This window comes from Kitasatospora sp. NPDC089913 (assembly GCF_044748625.1).
Taxonomy (GTDB): domain Bacteria; phylum Actinomycetota; class Actinomycetes; order Streptomycetales; family Streptomycetaceae; genus Kitasatospora.
This window is the reverse complement of record NZ_JBIVGI010000006.1, coordinates 128,467-152,925: the sequence shown is the minus strand read 5'-3', so window position 1 is coordinate 152,925 and position 24,459 is coordinate 128,467. Positions and strand designations below refer to the sequence as shown.

Annotated in this window: 10 protein-coding genes and 1 tRNA gene; 1 reads left to right on the top strand and 10 read right to left on the bottom strand. The window is 73.8% G+C overall.

Annotation, left to right across the window (positions count from 1 at the left end; genetic code table 11):
* Nucleotides 1–27 precede the first annotated feature (27 nt).
* The 5 genes from ACIPYS_RS12215 to ACIPYS_RS12195 all read right to left on the bottom strand — a co-directional run bounded on the left by ACIPYS_RS12215 (nt 28) and on the right by ACIPYS_RS12195 (nt 15,684).
* Complete coding sequence (locus tag ACIPYS_RS12215) at nt 28–2,190, bottom strand: MMPL family transporter (RefSeq protein ID WP_400745632.1); 2,163 nt, start codon at nt 2,188–2,190, stop codon at nt 28–30.
* Nucleotides 2,187–3,638 (bottom strand): NAD(P)/FAD-dependent oxidoreductase, encoded by a 1,452-nt coding sequence (locus ACIPYS_RS12210; protein ID WP_159424925.1) that lies wholly within the window; start codon nt 3,636–3,638, stop codon nt 2,187–2,189. Before ACIPYS_RS12210 ends, ACIPYS_RS12215 begins: the two co-directional genes overlap by 4 nt.
* Nucleotides 3,639–3,723: 85 nt before the next feature.
* The gene (locus tag ACIPYS_RS12205) at nt 3,724–6,234 is read right to left on the bottom strand and encodes a KR domain-containing protein (RefSeq protein ID WP_400745630.1); all 2,511 of its coding nucleotides are present in this window, start codon (nt 6,232–6,234) and stop codon (nt 3,724–3,726) included.
* Between the two features lie 7 nt (nt 6,235–6,241).
* Nucleotides 6,242–14,164: a cytochrome P450 gene (locus ACIPYS_RS12200; RefSeq protein ID WP_400745628.1), complete on the bottom strand. Its 7,923-nt coding sequence runs from the start codon at nt 14,162–14,164 to the stop codon at nt 6,242–6,244.
* Between the two features lie 5 nt (nt 14,165–14,169).
* Nucleotides 14,170–15,684 (bottom strand): acyltransferase domain-containing protein, encoded by a 1,515-nt coding sequence (locus ACIPYS_RS12195; RefSeq protein WP_400745627.1) that lies wholly within the window; start codon nt 15,682–15,684, stop codon nt 14,170–14,172.
* Nucleotides 15,685–16,647: 963 nt separating this feature from the next.
* On the opposite strand from ACIPYS_RS12195, the gene ACIPYS_RS12190 reads away from it, so the two are divergent.
* Nucleotides 16,648–18,600, top strand: a complete 1,953-nt coding sequence (locus tag ACIPYS_RS12190; RefSeq protein ID WP_400745625.1) for a hypothetical protein — start codon at nt 16,648–16,650, stop codon at nt 18,598–18,600.
* A 156-nt stretch (nt 18,601–18,756) separates the two neighbouring features.
* On the opposite strand, the gene ACIPYS_RS12185 is transcribed toward ACIPYS_RS12190, so the two are convergent.
* The 5 genes from ACIPYS_RS12185 to ACIPYS_RS12165 all read right to left on the bottom strand — a co-directional run bounded on the left by ACIPYS_RS12185 (nt 18,757) and on the right by ACIPYS_RS12165 (nt 24,166).
* A tRNA-Thr gene (locus ACIPYS_RS12185) sits at nt 18,757–18,830 on the bottom strand.
* Between the two features lie 83 nt (nt 18,831–18,913).
* Nucleotides 18,914–19,570 (bottom strand): leucine efflux protein LeuE, encoded by a 657-nt coding sequence (gene leuE, locus ACIPYS_RS12180; RefSeq protein ID WP_400745623.1) that lies wholly within the window; start codon nt 19,568–19,570, stop codon nt 18,914–18,916.
* 57 nt (nt 19,571–19,627) lie between these two features.
* The gene (locus ACIPYS_RS12175; protein ID WP_400745622.1) at nt 19,628–21,313 is read right to left on the bottom strand and encodes an alpha/beta hydrolase; all 1,686 of its coding nucleotides are present in this window, start codon (nt 21,311–21,313) and stop codon (nt 19,628–19,630) included.
* Nucleotides 21,314–21,423: 110 nt separating this feature from the next.
* Nucleotides 21,424–22,599 carry a hypothetical protein gene (locus ACIPYS_RS12170; protein ID WP_093860957.1) on the bottom strand — a complete coding sequence of 392 codons (1,176 nt, stop codon included), beginning with the start codon at nt 22,597–22,599 and terminating at the stop codon, nt 21,424–21,426.
* Between the two features lie 355 nt (nt 22,600–22,954).
* Nucleotides 22,955–24,166: a DNA polymerase III subunit delta' gene (locus ACIPYS_RS12165; RefSeq protein ID WP_400745859.1), complete on the bottom strand. Its 1,212-nt coding sequence runs from the start codon at nt 24,164–24,166 to the stop codon at nt 22,955–22,957.
* Nucleotides 24,167–24,459 lie beyond the last annotated feature (293 nt).

Below are 24,459 nucleotides of genomic sequence, written 5' to 3'. Positions count from 1 at the left end.
CGATAGTGGTGACGGTGCGTCAAAACCTTACGACTTCTCGACGGCCAGCGGCGGTGCCTCGCCCTCACGGAGCCCGAATCGTTCGTACAGCCACCGGAGCGGAGCCGGGGCCCACCAGTTCCACTGGCCGAGCAGACGCATCAACGAGGGCACCAGCAGCGCCCGGACGATGGTGGCGTCCAACAGCACGCCCAGCGCGGTGCCGAGCCCGAGTTCCTTGATGAACACGATCTCGGAGGTGGCGAGCGCACCCAGGGCGACGCAGAACAGCACCGCCGCCGCGGTGACGACCCGGCCGGTGCGGCCCAGGCCCTGGGCCACGGACTCGGCCTCGCCGACCCCGGCGTCCCTGGCCTCCTTGATCCGGGCGAGCAGGAACACGCCGTAGTCGGTGGAGAGTCCGAAGACCATCGCGAACAGCAGCACCGGCTGGGTGGCGTCCAGCGCGTTCTGCGCCTCGGTGCCGAACAGCCCGGCCCCGTGGCCCCACTGGAAGACGAAGACCAGGATGCCGAAGGTCGCGGCGAGGGTGAGCAGGTTCATCAGCACGGCCTTGAGCGGCAGCACCAGCGAGCCGGTCATCAGCAGCAGCACCAGCATGCTGGTGAGGAAGACGATCAGCGCGGCGGCCGGGAGCCGTCCGGTGAGGCTGTCCTCCAGGTCGACGAAGGTGGCGGTCTGGCCGCCGACCAGGACCTCGTCCGGGCCGGAGAGCGCCCGGACGTCCTTGACCAGGGTCTGGCTCTCCCCGCTGAGGCCGGGCTCCCGGGGGGTGACCTGGACCAACCAGGTGTCCGCGTTCAGCGCCACCGCCGGGGTGGCGGCGGCCGCGCCGGGCAGCGCCGCGATCCGGTCGCGGAGCGCGTCCATCCGGGGCTGCGCGCCCGCCGTGTCGCCGCCGGCCGCGACCACGACCTGCACGGACTCCAGCGGGTCGGCCGGGAACTCGGCGCGCAGGGTGTCGGCGACCGAGCGGCTGCTCGTGCTGGTGGGCAGCGAGGCCGGACCGACGGTGGTGAAGGCGACCTTCAGGAACGGCAGTCCGAGCAGCACCAGCAGCGCGCCGGCGCCGATCGCGACCAGCGGGGCCCGCCGCATCACCCCCCGGGCCAGCGCGAACCAGCCGCCGTCGGTGTTCTCCGGCGCCTCCAGCGAGCGGCGGAACCGGGCCGGGGCCAGGAAGTCGATGTGCCGGCCGAGCAGTCGCAGCATCGCGGGCAGAACCAGCAGCGCGACCAGCAGCGCCGAGGCGGAGACCAGCAGGCCGCCGACCGCCATCGAGTAGAGGAAGCGCTGGCGGAAGACGAACAGCGAGGCCATCGCGGCACTCACGGTGAGCGAGCTGAACAGGATGGTGCGGCCCGCGGTGTGCAGGGTGACCCGGATCGCCCGGTCGATGTCGGGCTCGACCGTCATCTCGCTGCGGAAGCGGGACACGATCAGCAGGCTGTAGTCGATCGCGAGGCCGAGGCCGAGCGCGGTGACCAGGTTGAGCGAGAAGATCGACATCGGGGTGAACTGGTCGACCACCCGCAGCCCGAACAGGGTCAGCACGACGTTCAGGCCACCGATGACCAGCGGCAGCGCGGAGGCCACCAGGCTGCGGAAGATCCACAGCGAGAGCAGGAACAGCACCGGGAAGGCCAGCAGTTCGGCCCGCTCCAGGTCGTGCTGGACGGTGCTGACGACCTGGTTGCCGACCACCTCGCTGCCGCCGAGCTTGACCGCCGCATCGCCGTCGAGCCGGTCGGACAGCCGGTCGACGGCGTCCTGGTAGTGGTCCTCCGCGCTGTCCTTGAGCCGGCCGACCACGATCGTCCGCCGCCCGTCCCGGGAGACCAGGTTCCTGTCCTGGGTCCGGTAGTACGTCAGGACGTCCGCGAAGGTCGGGTCCCCGGCCATCAGCCCGGCGACCTTGTCGACCTCCTCCCGGGTACGGGGGTCGTCCACCGGGGCACCGGTGTCGACGAGGGCGATGATGCCGCCGTCGCTCTGGATGCCGGTGGCCGCGCCGATCCGGTCGTCCGCCCGGACGCTGCCCGACCCCGGGGTGACGAAGTCCGGGTTGCCGCCGGTCAGCGATGTGACGACGGGCGCGCCGATGAAGGCCGCCACCGCGGCCACCAGCACGGCGCACAGCACCATCACCCGGGCGTGCCGGTTCGCCAACCGTGCGATCAGGTCCATCATGCGTGGCTCCTCAGCCGGGTCGCCGCCGGCAGGTCGGCCTGCTCCGCAGAGCCGGAACCGGAACCGGTGCCGGAACCGCCCGCCCCGCCCGCGGTGCCCCGGTTCCGCGCGGCGGGCGACGGGTCGGCGTTCATCCGGCGGACCAGCTTGCGCAGCAGGGCCCGGTAGGAGAAGTGCTCGACCTGGAGCCAGTGCCGCTCGGAGTCGTAGTACTGGATGCCGCCGTTCAGCTCGGCCGCCGCCATCGGCGTGGCCTTGGCCTGCTTGAACCAGGACGCCCGCCGCGGGTCGGTGCGCAGCAGGTGCAGGTAGCGGGCCATGAGCTGGGACTGGTAATCCATGATCGGCCAGTTGCCGGTGGAAGTCTGGAAGTAACCGATGACAAAAAGATTGTCGTACTCGGGGTGGAAGGCGCTGAGATGCAATTGCGGAGTGCGCCCGTTCCAGTTCAAGTACTTGCGGTCGATGAACGGGAACTCGGTCATCCGGTAGCCGGTGGCGTAGACGATCACGTCGTACGCCTCCTCGCTCCCGTCGCTGAACTTCACCCGGTCCCCGCGCAGTTCGGCGATGTCCGGCTTCGCCCCGATATCACCGTGCCCCAAGTGGTAGAGGAGCGTCGAATTGATGACGAAATGCTCCTCCAGCAGCTTGTGCGACGGCTTCGGCAGTCCGTACTGCTCCGGCCGTCCGGCACTGTTCAGCCGCAGGAAGAGACTACCGAAGAAGCGCACCACCGGCCGGGGCATGCGCCATTTCAGGACGTTCTCGTAGAGCACGTCGGTGGGCATCCCGAACAGGTACTTCGGCCAGTAGTAGCAGCCCCGGCGGATGCTCAGCGAGGTGGACGCGGCGTTCTGGGAGGACTCCACCGCGATGTCGCAGCCGGAGGTGCCGCCGCCGACCACCAGCACCCGCTTGCCGCGCAGCGGCTCGGGGTCGCGGTACTCGCAGGAGTGCAGGATCTTCCCGTCGAAGGTGCCCGGGTATTCCGGGTACCGGGGGCTCCAGTTGTGGCCGTTGGCGATCACCACCCCGGCGTAGCGGCGGACTTCGCCGCCGTCGAGGGTGACGAACCAGTCCGGCGAGCCGTCCCGGCGCTCGATCGACTCGACGGTGCGGTTGAACTCGACGTGTTCGTACACCCCGAAGTGCTCGGCGTAGGAGCGCAGATAGGCGTGCGCGTGCTCCCGGCCGAGGTAGGTCGGGAAGTGCGCCGGGATCGGGAAGTCGTCGTACTGGATGTAGGGCTTGGACGTGATCAGGTGCACCGAGTCGTAGGCGGCGCTGTAGGTGTTGCCGCCGTACCAGTTGCCGCCCACGTCGTCGGCTCGCTCGATCACGTCGAACTCGATGCCGAACTCCCGCAGGTTCTTTCCGGCGGACAGCCCACCTGCCCCGGCGCCCACGACGCAATAGGCCTTCGACCGGTCAACGATCGTGGTCAACGGATCCCCCTGGTGGTGTCGTGCCGTGCCCCGGGGCACGGTGGATTGGTCGGGTACCGGACGGCCGGCCTCGGACCGTCCGGTGTCAGTGGTGGCGCAGGCCGGTCACCCGGAGCACCACCGGGCACGGTTCGAAGAGTTCGACCGGGTGGTAGCCGGTCCAGTCGCGGCCGTCCGGGGTGCCGACCAGCAGGACGGTGCTCTCCCCGGCCGAAGGCGCGACGGACAGCCGCTCCACCGTGAGGCGGCGGACCGGCCCGGCCGAGGAGGTGTCGGCCCGGGCGAGCCACGCGGCCCGCAGCAGGTTCTCCAACTGGTGGAGCGGAAGGGCCGAACCCGGCGCCGGCGAGGCCAGCAGCAGATCGGCCGTCCGCCCCGGCTCCGCGCGCCCGTACAGCCGGCCGCCCACCGCGTCCCGCTGCCAGGCGGCCAGCCGGAAGGCGTGCCCGCTCCAGGCGAGCGCGCCGCCCGGCGCGGGCGGGGCCACGTCCTCCGCGCCCAGTGCCCCGGTCGGCGGCAGCACCGCCCGCTCCGACGGCACCTCACCGGCCCGGTAGACCAGTTCGGCGCCGGCCAGCCGCCGGCCCTCCCGCTCCAGGGTGACCGCGACCCGCCAGTCGCCGTCCGGCGACCAGCGGCCCTCGGCGTGCCGGGTCAGCACCGCCGTCCGCCGCCCGGGGCCGACCGTCAGCTCCGCCAGGTCCACCTCCAGGTCCCGGAGTTCGGCGAACCGCAGCTGGTCCCCGTTCTCCGGCAGCACCCAGTCGCCGGCCGCCCGCAGGTACTCCAGGCAGAGCGAGACCGGAAGCGCCGGCTCGCCGCCGACCCGGAAGTCGTCGCAGCACGGGAGTTCCCCGGCCGTCAGCAGGTGCTCCGTGGTCAGCGCGGCGTACGGCCGGAAGTCCAGCGGCTCGCCCAGGTAGTAGCGGCTCGCGGCGAGCCGCTCGATCCCGGGCAGCCCGGTGTCCTGCTGGTAGCCGCGCAGCACGGACGGCAGCATCGCCGGACCGACGGCGCCGATGAACGTCGACTCGCCGCTGCCGCCGGAGAACAGTTCCCGCTTCCAGTGGTACAGGCCCTCGCGGACGTCCACCGCCGACATGTAGCGCAGCGTGGCCTCGTAGTTGGTGATCATCCCGAGGCGTTCCCAGGTCGGCCAGCAGACCGTGGAGACCGGCGTCCGCCGGACCCGGCCGGACTGCTCGCCGTCCTGCGAGGCCCACAGCCCGAGCCGGCTCAGCGCCTCGTTGGCGGCACCGTAGTCGAGCTGGCCGACCATGCCGCCCCAGCGGCCGGTCAGCGAGCCGACGCTGCAGAAGAACGCCAGCGGCGGCCGGTCCGCCACCGCGCGCAGCAGGTTGAGGAAGCCCCCGACCTTGACCCGGACGACCAGCGAGACGATCTGCTCGGTCTTGCCCGGCAGCCGCACCGGTACGTCCACGCCCGCGTTGTGGACGACGCCCGCCAGCCGGTCGCCGGCCTCGTCGACCAGCCGGGCGACCTGCTCGGGGTCGGTGATGTCGCACTGCACGTAGTCGATCCGCAGACCGTCCTCGCGGGCGCGGGCGAGGTTGGCCCACAGCTCCCGCTCCTGGGCCAGCTTCTCCAGCTCGCCGCGGACCTGCGGCACCCGGCGTGCGGCCACGGCCTCCCGCAGCCGCTCGTCCCGGTACCGCCGGAACTCCCGCTCGTCGAGGGCCAGTGCCGGGACGGCCGCCGCGTCGGGCACCGCGCCGCGACCGCTGACCACCACCCGCGCGCCGAACTCCTCGGCGAGCGAACGGGCCAGCGCGTAGCCGATGCCGCGCCCGCCGCCGGACATCACCACCGTGTCGCCGGGCCGCAGCGCGCGGACCGGCGGGGCGGGCTGGGCGTGGCGGGCCCGCAGGCTGTAGCGGCGGCCGCCGTGGTGGCCGATCTCGAACGCGCCCCAGCGGTAGAGCTCCCGGCTCACCAGCTCGCCGATCTCCTCCGCGGAGTGCTCGGCGGTGAGGTCGAGGATCCTGATGTTGCAGTTCGGGACCTCCCGGGGCAGGCCCTTGGCGAGCCCCGCCCACAGACCGCCGAGCGGCTGTTCGACCCGGTCCGCGCCGAAGCCCATCCGACCGCCCAGCCAGGTGACCGGGAGGTAGAACAGCCGCACCGCGTCGGTCTCGGTGATCCAGTCCGCGAAGCAGGCCTGGAGCATCGCGACCGTCTGCCGGAACGGTGCCTCCCAGCCGTCCGGGCCGCTGCGGTCGAAGGGCTCCTCGAGGTTGAGGTCGACGATCCCGTCGATCCGCCCGGCCGCGGCGAACAGGGCCGCCGCGGCCTCGGCGAAGCCGCCGCGCTGCCCCTCGGCGGGCGGCGCGAGCCGGTGCACCGCCGCCCCGGCCGCGGTGAGCGCCGCGGCGACCGCGGCGGCGGTGGCCTCCCGGCCACCGACCACCGCGATCGAGCGCCCGCGCAGCCCGGGGGCGGCGCCCGGCGGGAGGGCGGCGGTCTCCACCGGCTCCCACACGTGGCGCCGCACCGGGCGCACCGATCCGTCCTGCGGGTAGTCCACCACCGGCGGGGCGAGGGCCTCCGCGAGGGTGATCGGTTCCTTGAGTGTCATCGGCGTGTCATCGCTTCCTGGGCTCGACGACGAGGCGGATGCCGTCCACGGGGCGGAAGGACACCAGCGTGCCCAGCGTCAGCGGGTGGTCGGGGACCAGCCGCAGCCGGAACCGCTGGGCGACCATGGCCAGTGTCAGGTGGGTCTGCACCAGCGCCATCTGGTTGCCGATGCACTTGCGCTGGCCCCCGCCGAACGGGAAGTAGGCGTAGCGGGGCTGCTGGGCGCGGTTCTGCTCGGTGAAGCGCTCCGGGTCGAAGCGCTCCGGGTCGACCCAGTAGTCCGGGTGCCGGTGGGTGACGTACGGGACCATGAAGACGCTGCCGCCGGCCGGGACGTGCCAGCCGTTGACGTCATCCTCCGCGACGGCGTCGCGCGGGTACACCCAGATCGGCGGGTGCAGCCGCAGGGTCTCGTCGGTGACCATCCTGGCGTACGGGAGCTTCGGCAGGTCCTCGATGGTGGGCGTGCGCCCGCCGAGCACCTGCTCGACCTCCTCGTGCAGCCGCTCCTGCGCCTCCGGGTCCTTGGCCAGCTCGTAGAGCGCCCAGGCCAGGCCGGTGCCGGTGGTCTCGTGGCCGGCCATGAAGACCGTCATGATCTCGTCCCGGACCTGCTGCCGGGTCCACTCGCCGCCGCTCTCGTCCCGGGCCTGGAGGAGCAGGCTGACCAGGTCGGTCAGCCCCTCGTGCCGGCCGTCCCGGTGCGCCTCGACGATGCCGTCCACCACGTCGTACATCACCTTGCGCGCCTGGCGGATGCGCCGGTTGTACGGGATCGGGACGAACTCGGGGGTCAGCTGGTTGAGGGTGCCGCGGAAGACCATGGCCTCGATGGAGGTGACCATCGCCGGCCCCACCCGGTCGCTGAGCGGGTGGAGGTCGGTGTCGAACATGACCTTGCCGAGGGCCCCCAGGGTGAGGTCCATCATCTCCGGCACCACGTCGATGCCGGCCTTGTCCGACCCGGCCCGCTCCCAGCGGTCGAGCACCAGGGCGGTGGAGTCGGTCATGGTGGTCGCCATGTTGTCGATGGCGGTCTTGTGGAACAGCGGGTTCACCACCCGGCGGTGCTGCTTCCACTCGTCCCCGTCGAGGGTGAGCAGGCCCATCCCCATGAAGATCTTGAAAGCGTCGTAGCCCTTGCCGCGGATGTAGTTCTGGTTGTTGTCCTGGAGGACGTACTTGATGTTGTCCGGGTGGTAGTTGAGGTGGACGGTGAAGTAGCCCAGCGGCAGCCGGACCATGTCCCCGTAGGCGCGGCTCAGTTCGGTGAACAGGGCCGGGGCGTTGCGCTGGAACTTGCGCAGGTTGCCGGGGACGGTCCGCAGTCCGCGCGGCCCCGGGGCGGGGCGGGCGAGCCGTGCGACGGCGGACGCGGGGCGACGTGCCGGGCGGCGCTCGGGCGCGGCGACGACCGTGGCCACCGCCGTGCCCGGCTCCGGGGCCGGCTCCCGGCCGTTGTCCTTGCTCGCGGTCACGTCGGTGCCCGCCTTCCTGCTTGTGGCGTACTGGGGGTCCGTGGCCGCCGGCGTCGGCCCACCAGCCGCGCCGGCCTCAGCTTTTCCCATCGCCGTCACCACCTCGCCGGCCTCGGCGGGGGCCACCCCGGTAGCGACCGCTCCGGGTTCGACCTCCTCGGGCTCGACCGCCTCGGGCTCGACCACCCCGGCTTCGAGCACCCCCGGATCGACCGCCTCGGGCTCGACCGCCTCGGGTCCGACCGCCCGGGCGGCGGCCGCCTCGGCCACCTCCTCGGGGGTCACGAACTTCCCGGTGCTCCGGTCGAGATAGCCCATCAGCGTCCAGTCCAGGTCCTTCATCTGGATCAGGATCCGCCCGTCCGGACGGACGGCGACGAACCGGTTGCCGCTGCCCGCGTTCCGCCCGTCGGCCTCCGCGCCGGGCAGCACCGCGTACAGGTCGACCCGGCCGTACCGGGCCGCGACCTGGCTGTCGCCGCCGTGTTCGTAGACGTCGATCCGGCCGATGCCCAGCGGGGCCGCGAGCGGGACCAGGTCACCGTCGACCAGGGCCAGCACCCCGGTCCTGGCCAGCCCGTCGAGCAGCACCACGGGGATCCCGAAGCTCCCGAAGACCCGGTGGTACAGGGGCAGTTCGAGGTTGTAGGTGGCGCGCTTGCCGTCCGGGTGCAGCCGGGTGTCGGTGGTCGACACGAACAGGTCGGTCAGCAGCACCGGGGAGCCCGGGCTGTGGTACGGGTCCGGCACCGGCGTCTCCGCGGCGGGGTGCCAGGCCTTCCAGTGCGGCGCGTCCGGCAGGTCGCCCGCCAGCAGCACCCGCACCTCGAAGTGCAGCCGGTCCTTGACCAGCACGGTGCCGTTGGGCGCCACCACGTCGTGGGTGATCCGCACCGCCACCACGGCCTGGCCGAGGTCGGCCCGGCGCTCCACCAGCTCGGCCCGGATCCGCTTCCGCAGCCCGGCCCGGTCCGACTCGCGGACCTTGAGGAAGTGGTGGAAGCGCAGGTCCTCGAACGCGTACACCTTGAGGTCCGGCACCAGCCACGAGGCCGCCTCGAAGGCGATCTCGGTGACGAACGTCCCCGGCAGGGTGGGTGCGTCGCCGACCTTGTGGTGACGCAGGTAGTCGTCCCGCTCGAGGTCGAAGACCCGCTCGAAGGTGACCGTGTCCGTGCCGCGCTCGACCACCTCACCGAGGTAGAACGGCAGCTTCTCCGCCGCCGCGGCCGGCCGCTCCGGACGCACCGGCTCCGACGGCGCCACCGAGTCCGAACCGCCGCGCGGCGCCCCCGGGTTGAGGAAGCCGGGCAGCAGCCGGTCGACCGCCCGCCGCTCCGCGTCACCGAGGTGCACGGTGTACGGCGACGGCTTGGCGAGGTTGAGCTCGCGGACGAAGTGGTGCACGCCCTCCGCGGTGCTCATCGCGGAGTACAGCCCGCTCTTCTCGAAGTACGCCTTGGTCAACTCGTTGGCGCCCAGGCCGACCTCGCCCCACAGGGTCCAGCCCACGGTGAACTCGTGGATGCCCAGCACCTGCTGGTGGTACGTCGCCGCGGCCCCGAGGAAGTCGTTGCCCGAGGCGTAGTCGGCCTCGCCGACCTGGCCGGTCATCCCCAGCAGCGAACCGAAGTTGCACCAGGCGCGCGGCAGCCGGCCCCGCAGGGCGTGCTTGAGGTTGAAGTAGCCCAGCACCTTCAGGTCGCGGACCTGCCGGAACTCCGCCAGGCTCTTGGTCGCGATCGGCGCCGAACGGTTCAGCCCCGCCGCGTTGACCAGCAGGTCGATCCGCCCGGCCTCGGCGTGGATCCGGTCCATCGCGGCCATGACCTGCTCGCGGTCGGTCACGTCGCACGGCACGTAGTGCACCGCGCCCGCGCCGCTGTGCTCGGCGATCCGGCGCAGGTTGGCCCGGATCACCCGGGCCTGGCCGATCCGCTCGTACGCGCGGTTGAGCTGCGCGGGGTTGCGGCCGGTCCGCAGCGCCAGCTGCTTGCGGATGTAGTCGGCGCGGCCCTTGGCGAAGGCCTCGTCGTCCAGCTCCAGGTACTCGGCCGGGTGGGAGTCCACCGGGTTGCTGCCGAGCACGTACACCCGGGGCCGGAAGTGCCGGGCGACCTCGGCCAGCAGCTCGGCGGTGATGCCCCGCCCGCCGCCGACCGCGACCACGACGCTGTCCGGACCGAGCGTCGCCTCCCCCGGCGGCAGCAGCTCGCCGGGCTCCTCGGCGAGGGTGACGGTCAGCCGCCGCCCGCCGTCGTGGAAGGCCGAGGGGACGCCGCGCCGGAACGCGGACTCCCGCTCCGCCTGCGCGACCCCGGTGGCGGCCTCCCGCGTCCCGGTGATCAGCGCGTAGGTCAGGCAGTGCGGCGCGTACTCCAGGTGGATCACCTTGAACAGGCCGGTGAACATGCCCGTGAACGGGTGCGGGGTGCGGTCGGTCATCGCCCCGAGGAACAGCCCGACGCAGCTCGCGCCGCCGGCCTCGTCGGCCAGCGCCTCGTGCCGCTGCTGCACCGTCAGGAAGACCAGCTCGTGCAGGGCGCTCAGCGCCTGCGCCTCGGCCGGGCCGGCGGTATCCGCGCCGGACAGGTCGGTGACCACCCGGATGTGCCGGACCAGCCGCCGCGGGTCCGCCTCGTCCAGCAGCCCCGCCAGCGCCTCGGCGTCCGGCACGTGCCGGACCCCGGGGCCGCCGGGCACGGTGGACAGCACCAGGGTGCCGGCCGGTGCCCCGGCCGCCGTCACCGTCTCCGGCCGGTCGGTCAGGACGACGGTGGGCTCCGCGGGCCAGAACGGCAGCTCGGCGCGGACCGGCTCGCCGGGCGTCTCGGTCAGCCCGGGCACGTGCCGACTCACCACCAGCGGGTGCCGGTCGTCGTACTGCCGCTCGTCGTAGAACGCGGACGGCACGTGGAGGTCGGCCTCGGGCGCCGGCACGGCCGCCGACAGCGGGGCCGAGACCCGGACGCCGAGGTCGGGCGCGCCGTTCTCGCCGCGGCAGACCACCAGCGCGTCGCGCCGGGCCGGCTCCTCGGCCAGCACCTGCAGGATGCCGATCGCGCCCTCGGCGCCCAGGTAGCAGGCCTCCCGGCCGGGGCGGACGGCGCCGCACTCGACGGTCGGCACCGGCCCGGCCGCCGCGTCCGCGGCCGCCTCCGCCTCGGCGAGCGGGGTGTCCAGGTAACCGAGCACCTCCAGCCCGGCCGCGGCGGCGGTCTCCTCCGTCACCAGGGCGAACAGGAAGGCACCCTCGGCCAGCACGCTGCCGCCGTCGAGGGCCTCGTCCAGCAGCTGGCGCACCTCGTCGGTGCTGTTGCCGTTGATGCCGCCGACCAGCGCCATCGTCAGCTCGCCCTGCCGCAGGTAGCGGATGGCGACGTCGATCGCGCTCAGGGTCGAGGTGAACCCCGTGTCGACCGTCATGTTGAGGCCCTTGAGGTCGAAGTAGTTGGCGACCCGGGCCGGGATCACGTTCGGCATCATGCCGGGGAAGGAGTCCTCGTTGGACGGCGGGACCAGCCGCCGCACCTCGGTCCGGAGCAGCTCCAGCGCCTGCGGCAGCCACGGCGCCGAGGCCAGCGAGTCGTCGGCCTCCAGCGCGATGGTCAGGTCGTCCAGGTAGCAGCGCAGCGCGTAGAGCGTCGCGTTGCGGGTCGCCCCGAGGTGGCCGAGCACCACACCGGTCGTCTCGCTGTTGTCCTCCCAGAACGCGCCCAGGCTGTCGCGCAGCCGGTGGGCGCACTTGAGGATCATCAGCTGACAGCGGTCGATGCCCCGCATCATGCCGGGGGGCATCCGCACCTGCTTGAACGACGGCAGCGGGTAGGTGTCGCCGAAGGACACGTCGTCCGGTCCGGTCCGGCCCAGCCAGGAGGCCAGTTCGTCGGCGGTCTCGGTGCCCGGCACGTGCGCGGTCCGGGCCACGATCGCGATCCGCTGCGGCTCCGTCTGCCGGGTCGGCGCCGGCACCGGGCTCCCGGGCGCCGTCGTCGGCGCAGCGGGCGGCTCCTGGACGACCAGGTGGGCGTTGGTGCCGCCGAAGCCGAAGCCGGAGACGGCGGCCGTCCGGCGGCGGGCGCCGCGCGGCCAGGGCACCGCCTCGGTCGGCACGACCAGGTTGGAGCCGCCGATCGCGAAGTCCGCCGGGGTCTCGGTGAACCGGTGCTGCGGCGGGATCACGTCGTGCCGGAAGCCCAGCACGACCTCGATCAGCGAGGCCACGCCCGCGGCCCAACCGGTGTGCCCGATCACCGACTTGTTGGAGGTGACGACCACCGGGGCGCGGCCCGGCTCGTGACCGCCCAGCGTCTCGCGCAGGGTGGTGAACTCCGCCAGGTCGCCGGCCGGGGTGCCGGTGGCGTGCGCGACGATCCAGTCCGGCCGCACGTCGTCCATGCCCGGCCGGTCCAGGGCGCGGCGGATCGCCAGCTTCTGGCCGGCCGCGCTGGGCGCGTAGATCGCCTTGCCCTTGCCGTCCGAGGACGAGCCGAAGGCGCGCAGGGTGGCGAGCACCCGGTCGCCGTCCCGGCGGGCCCGGCTGAGCCGCTTGAGCACGACGGTCGCGGCGCCGTCCGAGAACAGCACCCCGTCGCTGTCCTTGTCGAGCGAGCGGACCTCGCCGCTCACCGACAGGCCGTTGAGCTTGGCGAACAGGATCGACCCGCGCGGGCCCACGGCGAACGAGCCGCTGCAGACCGCGATGTCGTGCCGGCCCTCCAGCAGGCCCTTGAGGCCCAGGTCCACCGCGTAGAGCGAGGAGGAGCAGGCGGTGTCCACGAGCAGCAGCTCGGCGGAGTCCGGCAGCACGTCGCGCATCGCGTTGAGCCCGACCCGGTGCGGGAAGAAGTGCAGCGGCTCGGGGCCGCTGCGCGGGTAGTGCCCGGCCAGCCGTCGTTCGACGGTGGCCAGCGCGGCGGCGCGGTCCGCCCCGGACAGGCCGAGGCCGTCCAGGATGGGCGCGATCCGGCCGAGCACACCGGCCCGGACGGTCGCCTCCTCCAGGTGCTGGCTGCCGTCGGCGGTGTAGCCGACCAGGAAGGAGCAGCGGTCCTCGGGGTCGTGCCGGACGCCCTCCATCGCCTGGAGCAGCGAGTGGCGCAGCCAGAGCGTGGTGGATTCCACCGCGTTCGGGTCGGTCCCCGCCTCGGCCAGTTCGCGGGCCAGCTGCGGGTGCGGCACGAAGTCGGTGATGAAGGCCGAGCGCTTGGAGTAGGTCTTGTCCTCGTCGCGCTTGTCGGCCGAGTGGAACTTGTCGTTGTCCCACCGGTCGGCGGGGATCTCGACGAAGCGCTCGGCGCCGTGCATGAGCTCGTGCCAGTACTCGTCGAGGTCGTTGGCGCCGGGCACCACGATGCCCATGCCGACGATGGCGATCTCGTCGTCCTCGTCGAACGCCTCCTCCTCGACCGGCTTCTGCGCGGTCACCGGGGCGGCCGCAGCCGGAGCGGGGGCGGGGGCCGGGGCCGGGGCCGGGGCCGGTGCCGCCGCGACGGTGGGCGCCTGACGCGGGGTCACCGCGGCCTGCACGGCGGCGGTGACGGGGGTCGTGACGGGTGCGGTGACGGCGGCGACCGCCGGCGCGCTCGCCGGGGTGCTCACCGCCTCCGCCCGTCCGTCCGCCGGCTCCCCGACCGGGACGGTCGGCGGCACCGGCTCCACCAGCGCGCGCGGCGGCGAGAGCAGCGCCTGCCCGGTGGACAGTCCGCCGTCCGCCAGGATCACCTGGCCGGTGATCCAGCTCGACCGCGGCGAGGCCAGGAAGGCCACCACCTCGGCCAGTTCCTCCGGGTGGCCGAGCCGGCCCATCGGGGTGGCCTCGATCGTCGCCCGCTGCATCCGCTCGGCGTCCGGGAAGAGGTCCACGACCTCGCTGTACAGCATGCCGGCGGCGGCCGTGTTGACCCGGATCCCGTCCCGGGCGTAGTCGACGGCCAGGTAGCGGGTCATCGCCTCCACCGCGGCCTTGGCCGGCCCGCAGGCCAGGTAGTTGGCCATCACGAACTGGCCGCCGCCCAGCGTGGAGAGGTTGACGATGCTGCCCCCGCCCCGCCGCGCCATCAGCGCGGCGGCGCGCTGGGCGCACGCGAGGCCGCCCTTGAGGTTGGTGTTGAGGGCCCGGTCGATCAGCTGGTCGGTGACCTCGCCGCCCGGCACCAGGGCACCGTTGGCGGCGTTGTTGACCAGGATGTCGAGGCCGCCGAAGCGCTCCTCGATCTCGTCGAACATCCGATCGACCTGGCCCCGGACGGCGACCGACGCCCGGATGACGTGCGCCTGGCCGCCGGCCCGCTCGATCTCCTCGGCGGTCTCCCGGGCGGGGCCGGGCGAGTGGAGGTGGTTGATGACGACGAGCGCGCCGTCGGCGGCGAGACGCTTGGCGATGACCTTGCCGACGTTCCGCGCCCCGCCGGTGACCAGGGCGATCTTTCCCTGAAGTTCCTGGGACACCCCGCTCACACCGATCCGCCCGAGGCGATGATCAGGTCGGCGATCTTGCCCAGGGTGTTGTAGGCGGCCGGACGCACGTCGGACGGCCGGGGCGGCAGCTCGTAGCGGTTGCCGACGCGCACCAGCAGCTCCGTCTGCTTCACCGAGTCGACGCCCAGCTCGGCCTCCAGGTCGGTGGCCTCCTCGAAGACCTCGGCCGGGTACTCCAGCGCCTCGGCGTAGATGTCGGCGAGCTGGCGGACCAGGGTGTCCCGGTCCACGGCCGCCGCCGGCCCGGCCGCGACACCGCCGTTCAGGCTGCCGTTCAGACTGCCGTTCAGGCTGCCGTTCGCGCTCCCGCCGAGGCTGCCGTTCGCCGCGTCGACGCTCGGCTCCTCCTCCTTCGCGCCCAGGTAGGTCAGGTAGGCCTCGCGGGCGAACGCCCGGACCTCCACGCCCCGGCCGTTCCAGAACGCCTCGAAGTCCTCGGCCGGCACGTCGGACAGCAGCGCCGCCCGCAGCTGGTCCGCCGGGGAGCCGCCGCCCGCACCCGCCGCGACCGCACCCACCGAGGCCAGCCGGTCGAGCGCCTGCCGCAGCACGGCGGCGCCCCCCGCCTCCGGCAGCAGGGTCGGCACGGTGGTGACCGGCGACTCCACGATGCGGCCGGTGATCCGGCTCAGCGCGTCCAGCGCACCGCTCTCGACGAACACCGACACACCGGTGCCCGCCAGCTCGCGGACGGTGTCGCCGAAGCGCACCCGGGCGGTGAAGTGACCGGCCAGCAGCTCGGTCAGCCGGTCCCCGTCCTCGTAGGCGCGGCCGGTGATCGGCGAGTGGACGGTGGTCTCCAGCGGACGCTGGCGGATGTCCGCGATCCGCGCGGCGAACTTCTCCGCCGCCGGGCCGAGCAGCGGGCTGTGGAAGGCGTACGGCGACTTCAGCCGGGCGAAGTCGATCTTCAGCACGGCGGCCAGCCGGCCGATCGTGTCCAGCGTCTCGGCCCGGCCGGACAGCACGGTCTGACCCGCGTGGTTCTCCACCGCGATACCGGTCAGCGGGTCGCCGACCAGGTCGACGAGGCGCTGCGCCCGGCCCGCGTCGGTGCCGATGGCGGCCATGTAGGCGTCGCCCAGCCCGGCCTCGCGCAGGGCGATGCTCCGGTGGCAGACGATCTCGGCACCCTCGGCGGGCGTGAACGCGCCCGCGGCGACCAGCGCGGCGATCTCGCCGAGGCTGTGGCCGATCAGAACGTTCGGGCGCAGACCGCGGGCCTTCAGCACGGCGTAGGTCGCGGTGGAAACCGCGTAGATGGCCAGCTGGAGCGCCTCCGGGGCCTCCCGGAGCAGCTGCTCGGTGTCCGGCGTCCGCGTCGCGAACAGCTGGTCCACCGCACGGTCGCCGAGCAGCGGACGGGCGGCGTCACCGATCTCGGCGAGGACCGGTCCGACCTCGGGGAACTCGTCCCGGAGGTCGGCGAGGGCACGGCCGTAGAACGCACCCTGGCCCGGAAAGAGGACGGCAATCGAAGTTTCAGGCATGACGCACACTTCCCCCATACTCATTTGCGTGATCAGCTGCACCGGCGGATCGCGCCGAATTTTCTTGACCGATGAGACCGTATTCACGCCCCCACACTCGGGAGAGGCGGTTCCGGTTAATCTTCGGTTAACTCGAGAACGCGATCACAGGCGAATTCGATGCCTTCGGACAGGACATCAGGGATGCCATTGTCCGGAAATGCATCAGGAGGTCCGGCTCGGCGGCGCACTCCCACAGCGCGCGAAACAGCCGAGCAACTGGCCTGCAACAGAACGTCGTTGGCATCCGTCGACACCGTGCGACGTCAGGCGGTCGTCACCGCCCCTGCCGTTGCCCACCAGTCGAACAAGTGGAATGGCCGACTTCGGTTCTACAATTGTCAGCCACTGCCATATTCAAGTCCATCGTCCCCCGTACCGCTGCGTGCCGAAGCACACCGGCTCATACTCGTTTCACCCTAGGAATGGCCCTGACGGCAAGTCAAGTACTTTCTTTCGCGACCCGTCGGTAACATTCCTGACCTGCGACGAAGTCCTGTGCCGACTTCGTCACAACCCCCATTTCGCCAGGCCATGTCAAGTTGTGCGCCACGAAACAGCGCGAAACAGAAACGCTTCTGCCGGTACTTCCGGAAGCGGTTCCCGAACCCTCGGACCACCTTCCCGAACCGCCCCGAAAATCGACGCACAAGACCTCTCGGCCCATGCGCCCCCGCGCCGGTTCGTGCGCCCACCTCCCACGCCCCCGCCGGCGCCACGGCGCCCCGCCTCCCCACGGGGGCCCCGCCTCCCCACGGGGGCCCCGCACCGGCCCGCCTCCGCCGTCCCGGGCAATTTCCCCCGCCTTCCCCGGCCGGTCGCGCGCGGCCGGCCACGCGATGTGGCAGGCAGGAAGCGGACACCTCGTTCCCCGCTCCTTCTCCGCTCCTTCCCACTCCTTCCCCACGATCCGACGGAGCCCCCATGCGCCGACGCCACGGCGTCCTGCTGACCACCGCCCTCCTCGCCCAACTCGCCGCCGGCCCCGTGCCCGCGGTGGCCACCGCCCCCGACCGCCCGGAACCGACGGTCCAGTGCGGAGTGGTCCGCAGCGGAGAAACCCCGCTCGGCGAAGCCGAGGTGACGCTCTACCAGGCCGGTGACGGCGGGCACGACGAGCCCCGGGTCCTGGCCCGCACCCGCAGCACCGAGGACGGACGGTTCACCCTCGACTACCGCCGCCCCGAGGACCCCCGCGCCGTCCTCTACGTCCTGGCCGACCTGCACGGCCCGGCCACCCTCGCCGCCGTGCTCACCGGCGCCGCCGCCCCGCCGGAACTCGTCGTCAACGAGCGCACCACCGTCGCCGTCGCCTACGCCCTGGCCCGCTTCACCGGCCCGGCCGGCGTCTCCGGCACCCACCCGGGCCTGCAGAACGCCGCCGCGATCGCCCACAACCTCGCCGACACCGGCACCGGCGACATCGCCGCCACCCTCGCCGCCCCGCCCAACGGCCACCTCACCTCGACCATGGCCGAGTTCAACACCCTCGCCAACCTGCTCGCCGCCTGCGTCACCGGCGACTCCTGCGACCGGCTGTTCGACCTGGCCCGCCGCCCCGGGCACGAACGGCCCCACGACACCCTGCGCGCCGCCGTCGACATCGCCCACGACCCCGGCCACAACGCCGCCGAGCTCTTCGACCTCGCGCGGACCAGCCCGAGCTACCTCCCCGCCCTGTCCGCCGCCCCCGCCGCCTGGACCGTCGCCCTGCGCTACGACGGCAACGGCCACGAGATCGACGGCCCCGGCAACATCGCCTTCGACGCCGACGGCAACGCCTGGGTCACCAACAACTACCGCTACGACGCCGACCCCACCGTCCCGGTCTGCGGCGGCCGCGCCCTCCTCAGGATCACCCCCACCGGCCAGGACGCCCCCGGCGCCCCCTACCGCGGCGGCGGCCTCTACGGGGCCGGCTTCGGCATCACCGTCGACGCCGCCGGCACCGCCTGGGCCGGCAACTTCGGCTTCCAGGGCGACGGCTGCCCGATCGACCCGACCCCGCTCGAACGCAGCCTGTCCCGTTTCACCGCCGACGGCACCCCGCTCTCCCCGCCCGAGGGCTTCCAGCAGGGCGGCATCGCCCAGCCCCAGGGCATGGCCGCCGACCGCAGCGGCACCGTCTGGACCGCCAACTGCGGCGGCACCGGCGTCACCCGGATCCCCGACGGCGACGCCTCCCGCGCCCGCGAGATCCCCCTCCCCGGTCTGCAGAAGCCCTTCGGCGCCGCCGTCGACCCCACCGACCGCCTCTGGGTCACCGGCAACGGCAACGACAGCGTCCAGCTCCTCGACCCCGACGGCACCCCCCGCCGAACCGTGACCGGCGGCGGCCTGCGCCGCCCGCTCGCCGTCGCGACCGACAGCCGCGGCAACGCCTGGGTCGGCAACAGCGGCATCCTCCCCGTCCCCTGCGCCGGCAGCACCGCCGACGACCTCGCCGCCGCGGCCACCTCCGCCACCGACGACCCCGCCACCCGCCCCGGCGCCTCGGTCACCCTGATCCACCCCGACGGCACCACCGCCCCCGCCCCCTTCACCAACGGCGGCCTCTTCCTCCCCTGGGGCATCGCCATCGACGGCGACGACACCGTCTGGGTCGCCAACTTCGGCGGCCACCGCGTCGCCCGCCTCTGCGGCACCGACCTCACCGCCTGCCCGCCCGGCTACCGCACCGGCCAGCCGCTCTCCCCGCCCGACACCGGCTACCCCAGCGACGGACTCGACCGCAACACCGGCATCCGCATCGACCCCTCCGGCAACGTCTGGCTCGCCAACAACTGGCGCACCGTCCCCTTCCGCACCAACCCCGGCGGCCACGAACTCGTCCTCCTCGTCGGCGCCGCCGCCCCCGTCCCCACCCCCCTCCTCTGACCCCCGCCCCACCCCCACCACGAACACCGCAAGGGCCCGGCCGGAAAACCGACCGGGCCCTCCGCCCCCAACCGCCCACACGCCGCAGCCGCACCGACCGTACGCGGAAACGCAAAAGCCCCAGGTCACGGCGAGTGAGTCCTGGGGCTTCTACAGAGCCGCCTGCGGGATTCGAACCCGCGACCTACGCATTACGAGTGCGTTGCTCTGGCCAACTGAGCTAAGGCGGCACCGCTGCCGAAGTGTCGGCAACGCGGGCCAGTCTACACAGGTTCGCGGGTGATCCGTAACGCGGTGGCCCGGGGGTGGAGGGTCAGGCGGAGGAGACGGCGAGCTTGGCGGCGAAGCCGGCGAAGAGGGCGGCGACGCTGCCGGTGAGGGTGGCGGAGAGGCGCTTGCGGCGGCGGAAGGCGGAGGCGAGCGAGGTGCCGGCGAAGATCAGCACGGAGAGGTAGAGAACGCTGAAGGTCTGCAGGATCCCGCCGAGGAGGGTGAAGGAGAGCACCGGGCTGCCGTAGGAGGGGTCGACGAACTGGGTGAAGAAGGAGAGCAGGAAGAGGATGGCCTTGGGGTTCAGCAGGCTGATCACCAGGGCGCGGCGGAACGGCCGCTCGCCGGGACCGGTGGCCTCGGTGGTGCCGTCGGCGGCGCCGTCGGGGGACCGGTGCTCGCGCCAGAGGCCGCGGGCGGCGCGCAGCATGCCGATGCCTATCCAGAGCAGGTAGGCGGCGCCGCCGAACTTCACCACGGCGAAGACGGCCGGGTTGGCCTTCAGCAGGGAGGCGGCGCCGAGCGAGGTCAGGCTGATGAGGGTGAAGTCGCCGACGAAGACGCCGGCGGCGGCCCGGTACCCGGTGCGGACGCCCTTGCGGGCGGCGACCGAGAGCACGTAGAGGGAGTTGGGGCCGGGGAGGAGGACGATGACGAGGGCGCCGAGGACGTAGGTCGTCAGGTCGTTGACTCCGAGCACGATGGGCTCCGGGAGGGACGAGGAGGGGAGGGGGCGCCCATCGTAACGGGCACGCCCTCAACGCCCGCAGGTCTTGCCGTTCTCCGGCGGCTCGCCGCCCAGCAGGAAGCGGTTGACCTCGCCGTCGAGGCAGGCGTCGTGCCGGCCGTACGCGGTGTGGCCGTCGCCGTCGTAGGTGAGCAGCCGTCCGGACTCCAGCTGGCCGGCCAGCGCCTGCGCCCAGGCGTAGGGGGTGGCCGGGTCCCGGGTGGTGCCGACGACCACGATCGGGGCGGCTCCGGCGGCCCGGACGGTGTGCGGTGCGCCGGTCGGCCGGACCGGCCAGTAGGTGCAGGTGAGCGCCATCCAGGCCATGTCGCGGCCGAACCTCGGCGAGGTCCGCTCGAAGTCCGGCACCGCGCGGGCGGCGTCGTCCGGGCCGGCGAACGGCGCGGGCAGGTCGAGGCAGTTCACCGCCATGTTGGCGAACATCAGGTTGGGGTACGAGCCGTCCGCCTCCCGCCCGTAGTAGGCGTCGGAGAGCTTGAGCAGGCCGGTGCCGTCGCCGGCCACCGCGTCGGCGAGCGCGGTGCGCAGCCGGGGCCAGAGGAAGTCCGCGTACATGGCCTGGACGACGCCGGTGGTCGCCTGGGCCTCGCTGAGGCGGCGGGCGCCGTCGGTGGTCGTCAGCGGGCGGGCGTCGACCGCGGCGAACAGGGCGGCGAGCCGTTCGCCGGTCTGCTGCTCGGTCCGGCCGAGCGGGCAGTCCTCGCGTGCGGCGCAGTCCCGGGCGAAGGCCGTCCAGGCGGTCTCGAAGCCGCCCGCCTGGGTGCGGTTGCCGGTGAGGGAGTCGAGCGAGGGGTCCATCGCGCCGTCGAGCACCATCCGGCCGGTGCGGCCGGGGAACAGGCCCGCGTAGGTGGCGCCGAGGAAGGTGCCGTAGGACTTGCCGACGTAGTGCAGCCGTTCGTCGCCGAGCAGCGCGCGCAGCACGTCCGTGTCGCGGGCGGCCTCGACGGTGCTCAGGTGTCCGAGCCGGTCGCCGGACCGCTGCCGGCAGCCCTCGGCGAACTCCTTGGCGGCGGCCACCAGGGCGTCGATCTCGGCCTGGTCGTCGGGGGTGATGTCGGCGGCGGTGTAGGCGTCCATCCGTTCCCCGTCGAGGCAGGTGACGGGCGAGCTGCGGCCGACCCCGCGCGGGTCGAGGCCGACTAGGTCGTAGCGGGCGCGGACCCCGGCGTCGTAGGTGGGGGCCACGCCCTCGACGTACTCGACGGCCGATCCGCCGGGCCCGCCCGGGTTGAGCAGCAGTGAGCCGAGCCGTTCGCCGGGGGCGGCCGCGCCGCCGGCCCCGGCCGGTACGGCGGGGGCGCGGACGGCGGCCAGCGTGAGGTCGCCGCCGTCGGGGCGGTCGTAGTCCAGCGGTACCCGGAAGGTGGTGCACTCGTAGCCGTCGTCGCAGGGTGTCCAGCTGAGCCGCTGCGCGTAGTAGGGGGCCAGGGCGGGCGGCACGGCGGCGGGCAGCGGCTCCAACGGCGTGACGGCCGACGCGCCGCCGGCCGGCCCGGCGAGGCCCGCCGGGGCAGCACCGGAGGAGGAGGAGGGAGAAGAGGCGGAAGAGGCCGCGGTGGGGGACCGGGAGGTGTCGGGCGTCCCCGCGCCGCCGGCCGAGCAGCCGCTCGCCAGCAGACCGGCCGCCGTCACCAGGGCCACCGCGGCGGCGGTGCCGGTACGACGCTCGCGCGCCCGAACCCGCGCTGACACGTCCTGCCGCCCGTCGGCCCGCATCTGGGATCCCCTCAGCCGTCCACGCCCGCCGGCGGCCGCGCCGCCACCGGGGAGTACCGGAAGCGTAGTGCCCGCACGGGGCCTGCTCAGGACGCCTTGCCGAGCGTCTCGCCGAGGTACTGGGCCGCCTGCCGCACCAACCGCAGCCGGACCCGGTCCGCGGAGTAGTCGGTCGCGTTGTCGGAGATCCGCACCTCGGCGCGGGCGGCGGCGCCGGTGCCGCCGTGGAGCGCCGACTGCAGCTTGCGGGCGGCGTCCAGCCCGGCGGTGTCCGCCTTCCCGGCGGCGAGCAGCAGCCTCGGGGTCCCGGCCGCGGGCGCCTCAGCGCCGGTCCGGGCGAGCGCGGCCGGGTCGTACCGGCCGGAGACGGCGGCCGCCGCGCCGTACAGGTCGGGGCGGGCCAGTCCTGCCGCGGCCGCGCAGGGCGCGCCGTCGTCGACGCCGAGCGTGCCCCAGCCGGCCGGGCCGGGCGGCAGGGTGCGGAAGGTGGCCGCGACGGTGGTGCGCAGCGCCGCGTCGTCGGCGACCGCCATCGGGGCGGCGGCGACCAGCTCGCAGGGGTGCGCGGTGCCGTTCGGCGCCTCGGGGGCGACCAGGATGAACGGCTTGGACCTGGCGCTCTGCACGGCGGAGGCGAGGCCCTCGAAGACGTCCGGGACTTCGGTGTCCGCGGTCTTCCGGGGGGTGGCGGCGTGCATCACGACGACCGGGAAGCGGGCGTTCGGGTCCTTCGCGTACTGGGCGGGCAGCCAGACCCGGACGTTGCGCGGGTGGCCGTCGGGGCCGGGCACGGCCGACTGGAGCAGTTCGCCGCCGCCCGGGTGGCCGACGCTGTCGAACCGGCTGACCACCGGCAGCGGGGAGGGCGTCGGCGTACTCGCCGAGGTGGCGGCGGCCGCGGCGTCGACGGCCTCGACCGGCGGAGCGGCCGGCCGGCCGGCGCCCGGGCCGTCGGCCCCGCCGCCGAACCCGTTGCCGGCCCCGGTCCCGTCGAACCGGTCGGCGGCCGAACCGGTCCGCCCGGTGGCCCCGCCCTCGAGGTTCCCGAACGCGCCCACCGCCGTCAGCAGCGTCAGCACGGTGACGCAGATCCCGCAGACCATCGCGCCGGCCGCCCGCACCAGCATCGGCCACTGGTCCCCGCTCAGTTCGTACGTCTCGGCGACCCGTAGGTCCCGCCACCGCACCAGCGCACCGCGGGCCAACCAGACCCCTCCCCCGGCGACGGCGAGCAGGGGAACGAGCAGAAGCGAACGGACCATGGGACGCACCACCTCGGGGAGGGCCGGACGGGCGGTCGGGCCCGGCACCGTACGGGACGCGACGGCCCCGGCGGCGGGGCGCAGTCGGCCCCCAGCGTGCAGCGCGAGCGGGACGTCCTACGACGGTGCGCCCGGCGCGTATCGCTCGTTCACTCGAAGGTGGGACGCGGCACTGAGGCGGGAAGCCGTACCGGGCCCGTCGCGGTTGGCCCGGCCGACGTCGTCGCGGGTGGCCCGGCGGACCTCGTCGCGGTAGGCCCGGCCGACCTCGTCGCGGGCACCCGGCCCGAGCCGGAACGTGCACACCTCCGCGGGAACCCGGACCCCGTACCGGCGCGTCGCCCCGGCCCGGCGGTCAGCCCGCGCGCAGTGCCACCGTCATCGCCTCGACGGCCAGCAGCGGATCGACGTTGCGGTCCAGGGCCACCCGGCAGGCGAGGATCGCCTCGATCCGGCGCAGGGTGGACTCCGGCTGACCGGCCTGGGCGATCCGGTCGAGCGCCTGCCGCTGGTCCTCGTTGGCGAGCGCGCCGGTCGAACCGAGCTGGATCGCCAGCACGTCCCGGTAGAAGCCGAGCAGGTCCAGCAGGGCGACACCGAGGGTCTCGCGGCGGGTGCGGGTGGCCCGGCTCTTCTGCCGCTTCTCGAGTTCCTTGACCGCGCCGGCCATGCCGCGCGGCGCCTTGCCGCCCTCGGCCGCGCCGTACACGGCCCTGAGGTCGTCGGTCTCCTTGCTGTCCCGGGTGTCGGCGAGCGCCTCGGCGTCGGCCTTGGCGGTGTCGACCAGACGCTGGGCGGCGGCCAGGCAGCCGCCGATGTCGCCGACCTCCAGCGGGATCCGCAGCACCTCGGTGCGCCGCGACCGGGCCTGCTCGTCGACGGCCAGCCGGCGCGAACGCTCGATGTCGCCCTGCCCGGCCAGCGCGGCCAGCCGGGCGGTGTTCGGATCGACGCCGTCGCGCCGCACCAGCATGTCGGCGACCGCCTCGGCGGCCGGGGTGCGCAGCACCAGCAGCCGGCAGCGGGAGCGGATGGTCGGCAGCACGTCCTGGACGGAGGGGGCACAGAGCAGCCAGACGGTGCGCGGGGAGGGCTCCTCCACGCCCTTGAGCAGCGCGTTGGCGGCGGCCTCGGTGAGCCGGTGGGCGGCGTCGACCAGGATCACCGACCAGCGGCCGCCGGTGGGGTAGCTGGAGGCGCGCAGGACGAGGTCGCGCATGTCGCCGACGCCGATGGACAGGCCGTCGGTGCGGACGTACTTCACGTCGGCGTGGCTGCCCGCGAGCACGGTGTGGCAGCCGTCGCAGAAGCCGCAGCCGGGGGTGCCGCCGAGCGCGAGGTCGGGGCTGGTGCACTGGAGCGAGGCGGCGAAGGCCCGCGCGGCGGTGATCTGGCCGGCCCCGGGAGGTCCGGTGAACAGCCAGGCGTGCGTCATCAGCGAGGCGTTCGCACCGGACACCGGCTCGGTGCCGCGCCCGGCATCGACGATCGCCCCGGCCGCCCGGGCGGCGCCGGTCAGCTGCTCGACCACCCGCTCCTGGCCCACCAGGTCGTCCCAGACGGCCACTGCTGCTCCCACGCTCGGTACGGACCTGCCGCCCCCGCCCGACACCGGCGACGGCGGGAGCCGGAGGGCGCCGGACGGACCCGTCCGGCCTTCGTCTCCCGCTTCCCGCCGTCGAGCATACGTGCCCGGTACGACGTCGCCCGGTGGCTCCGGACCGGGCCTGCCGGTACCGGACCGGACCCACCGGCACCGGCCCCGGGCTGTCCGCACGGCCGTGCGGACGTGGAGCCGTGCGGACGTGCGGACGTGGAGCCGTGCGGACGTGCAGCCGGTCCCGCTGTTCGCGTCGCCGC

Excerpts from the sequence above, each read along its gene's own strand:
- ACIPYS_RS12215 (WP_400745632.1), bottom strand. The coding sequence starts at position 2,190 with ATGATGGACCTGATCGCACGGTTGGCGAACCGGCACGCCCGGGTGATG.
- ACIPYS_RS12205 (WP_400745630.1), bottom strand. The coding sequence starts at position 6,234 with ATGACACTCAAGGAACCGATCACCCTCGCGGAGGCCCTCGCCCCGCCG.
- ACIPYS_RS12195 (WP_400745627.1), bottom strand. The coding sequence starts at position 15,684 with ATGCCTGAAACTTCGATTGCCGTCCTCTTTCCGGGCCAGGGTGCGTTC.
- ACIPYS_RS12190 (WP_400745625.1), top strand. The coding sequence starts at position 16,648 with ATGCGCCGACGCCACGGCGTCCTGCTGACCACCGCCCTCCTCGCCCAA.
- ACIPYS_RS12170 (WP_093860957.1), bottom strand. The coding sequence starts at position 22,599 with ATGGTCCGTTCGCTTCTGCTCGTTCCCCTGCTCGCCGTCGCCGGGGGA.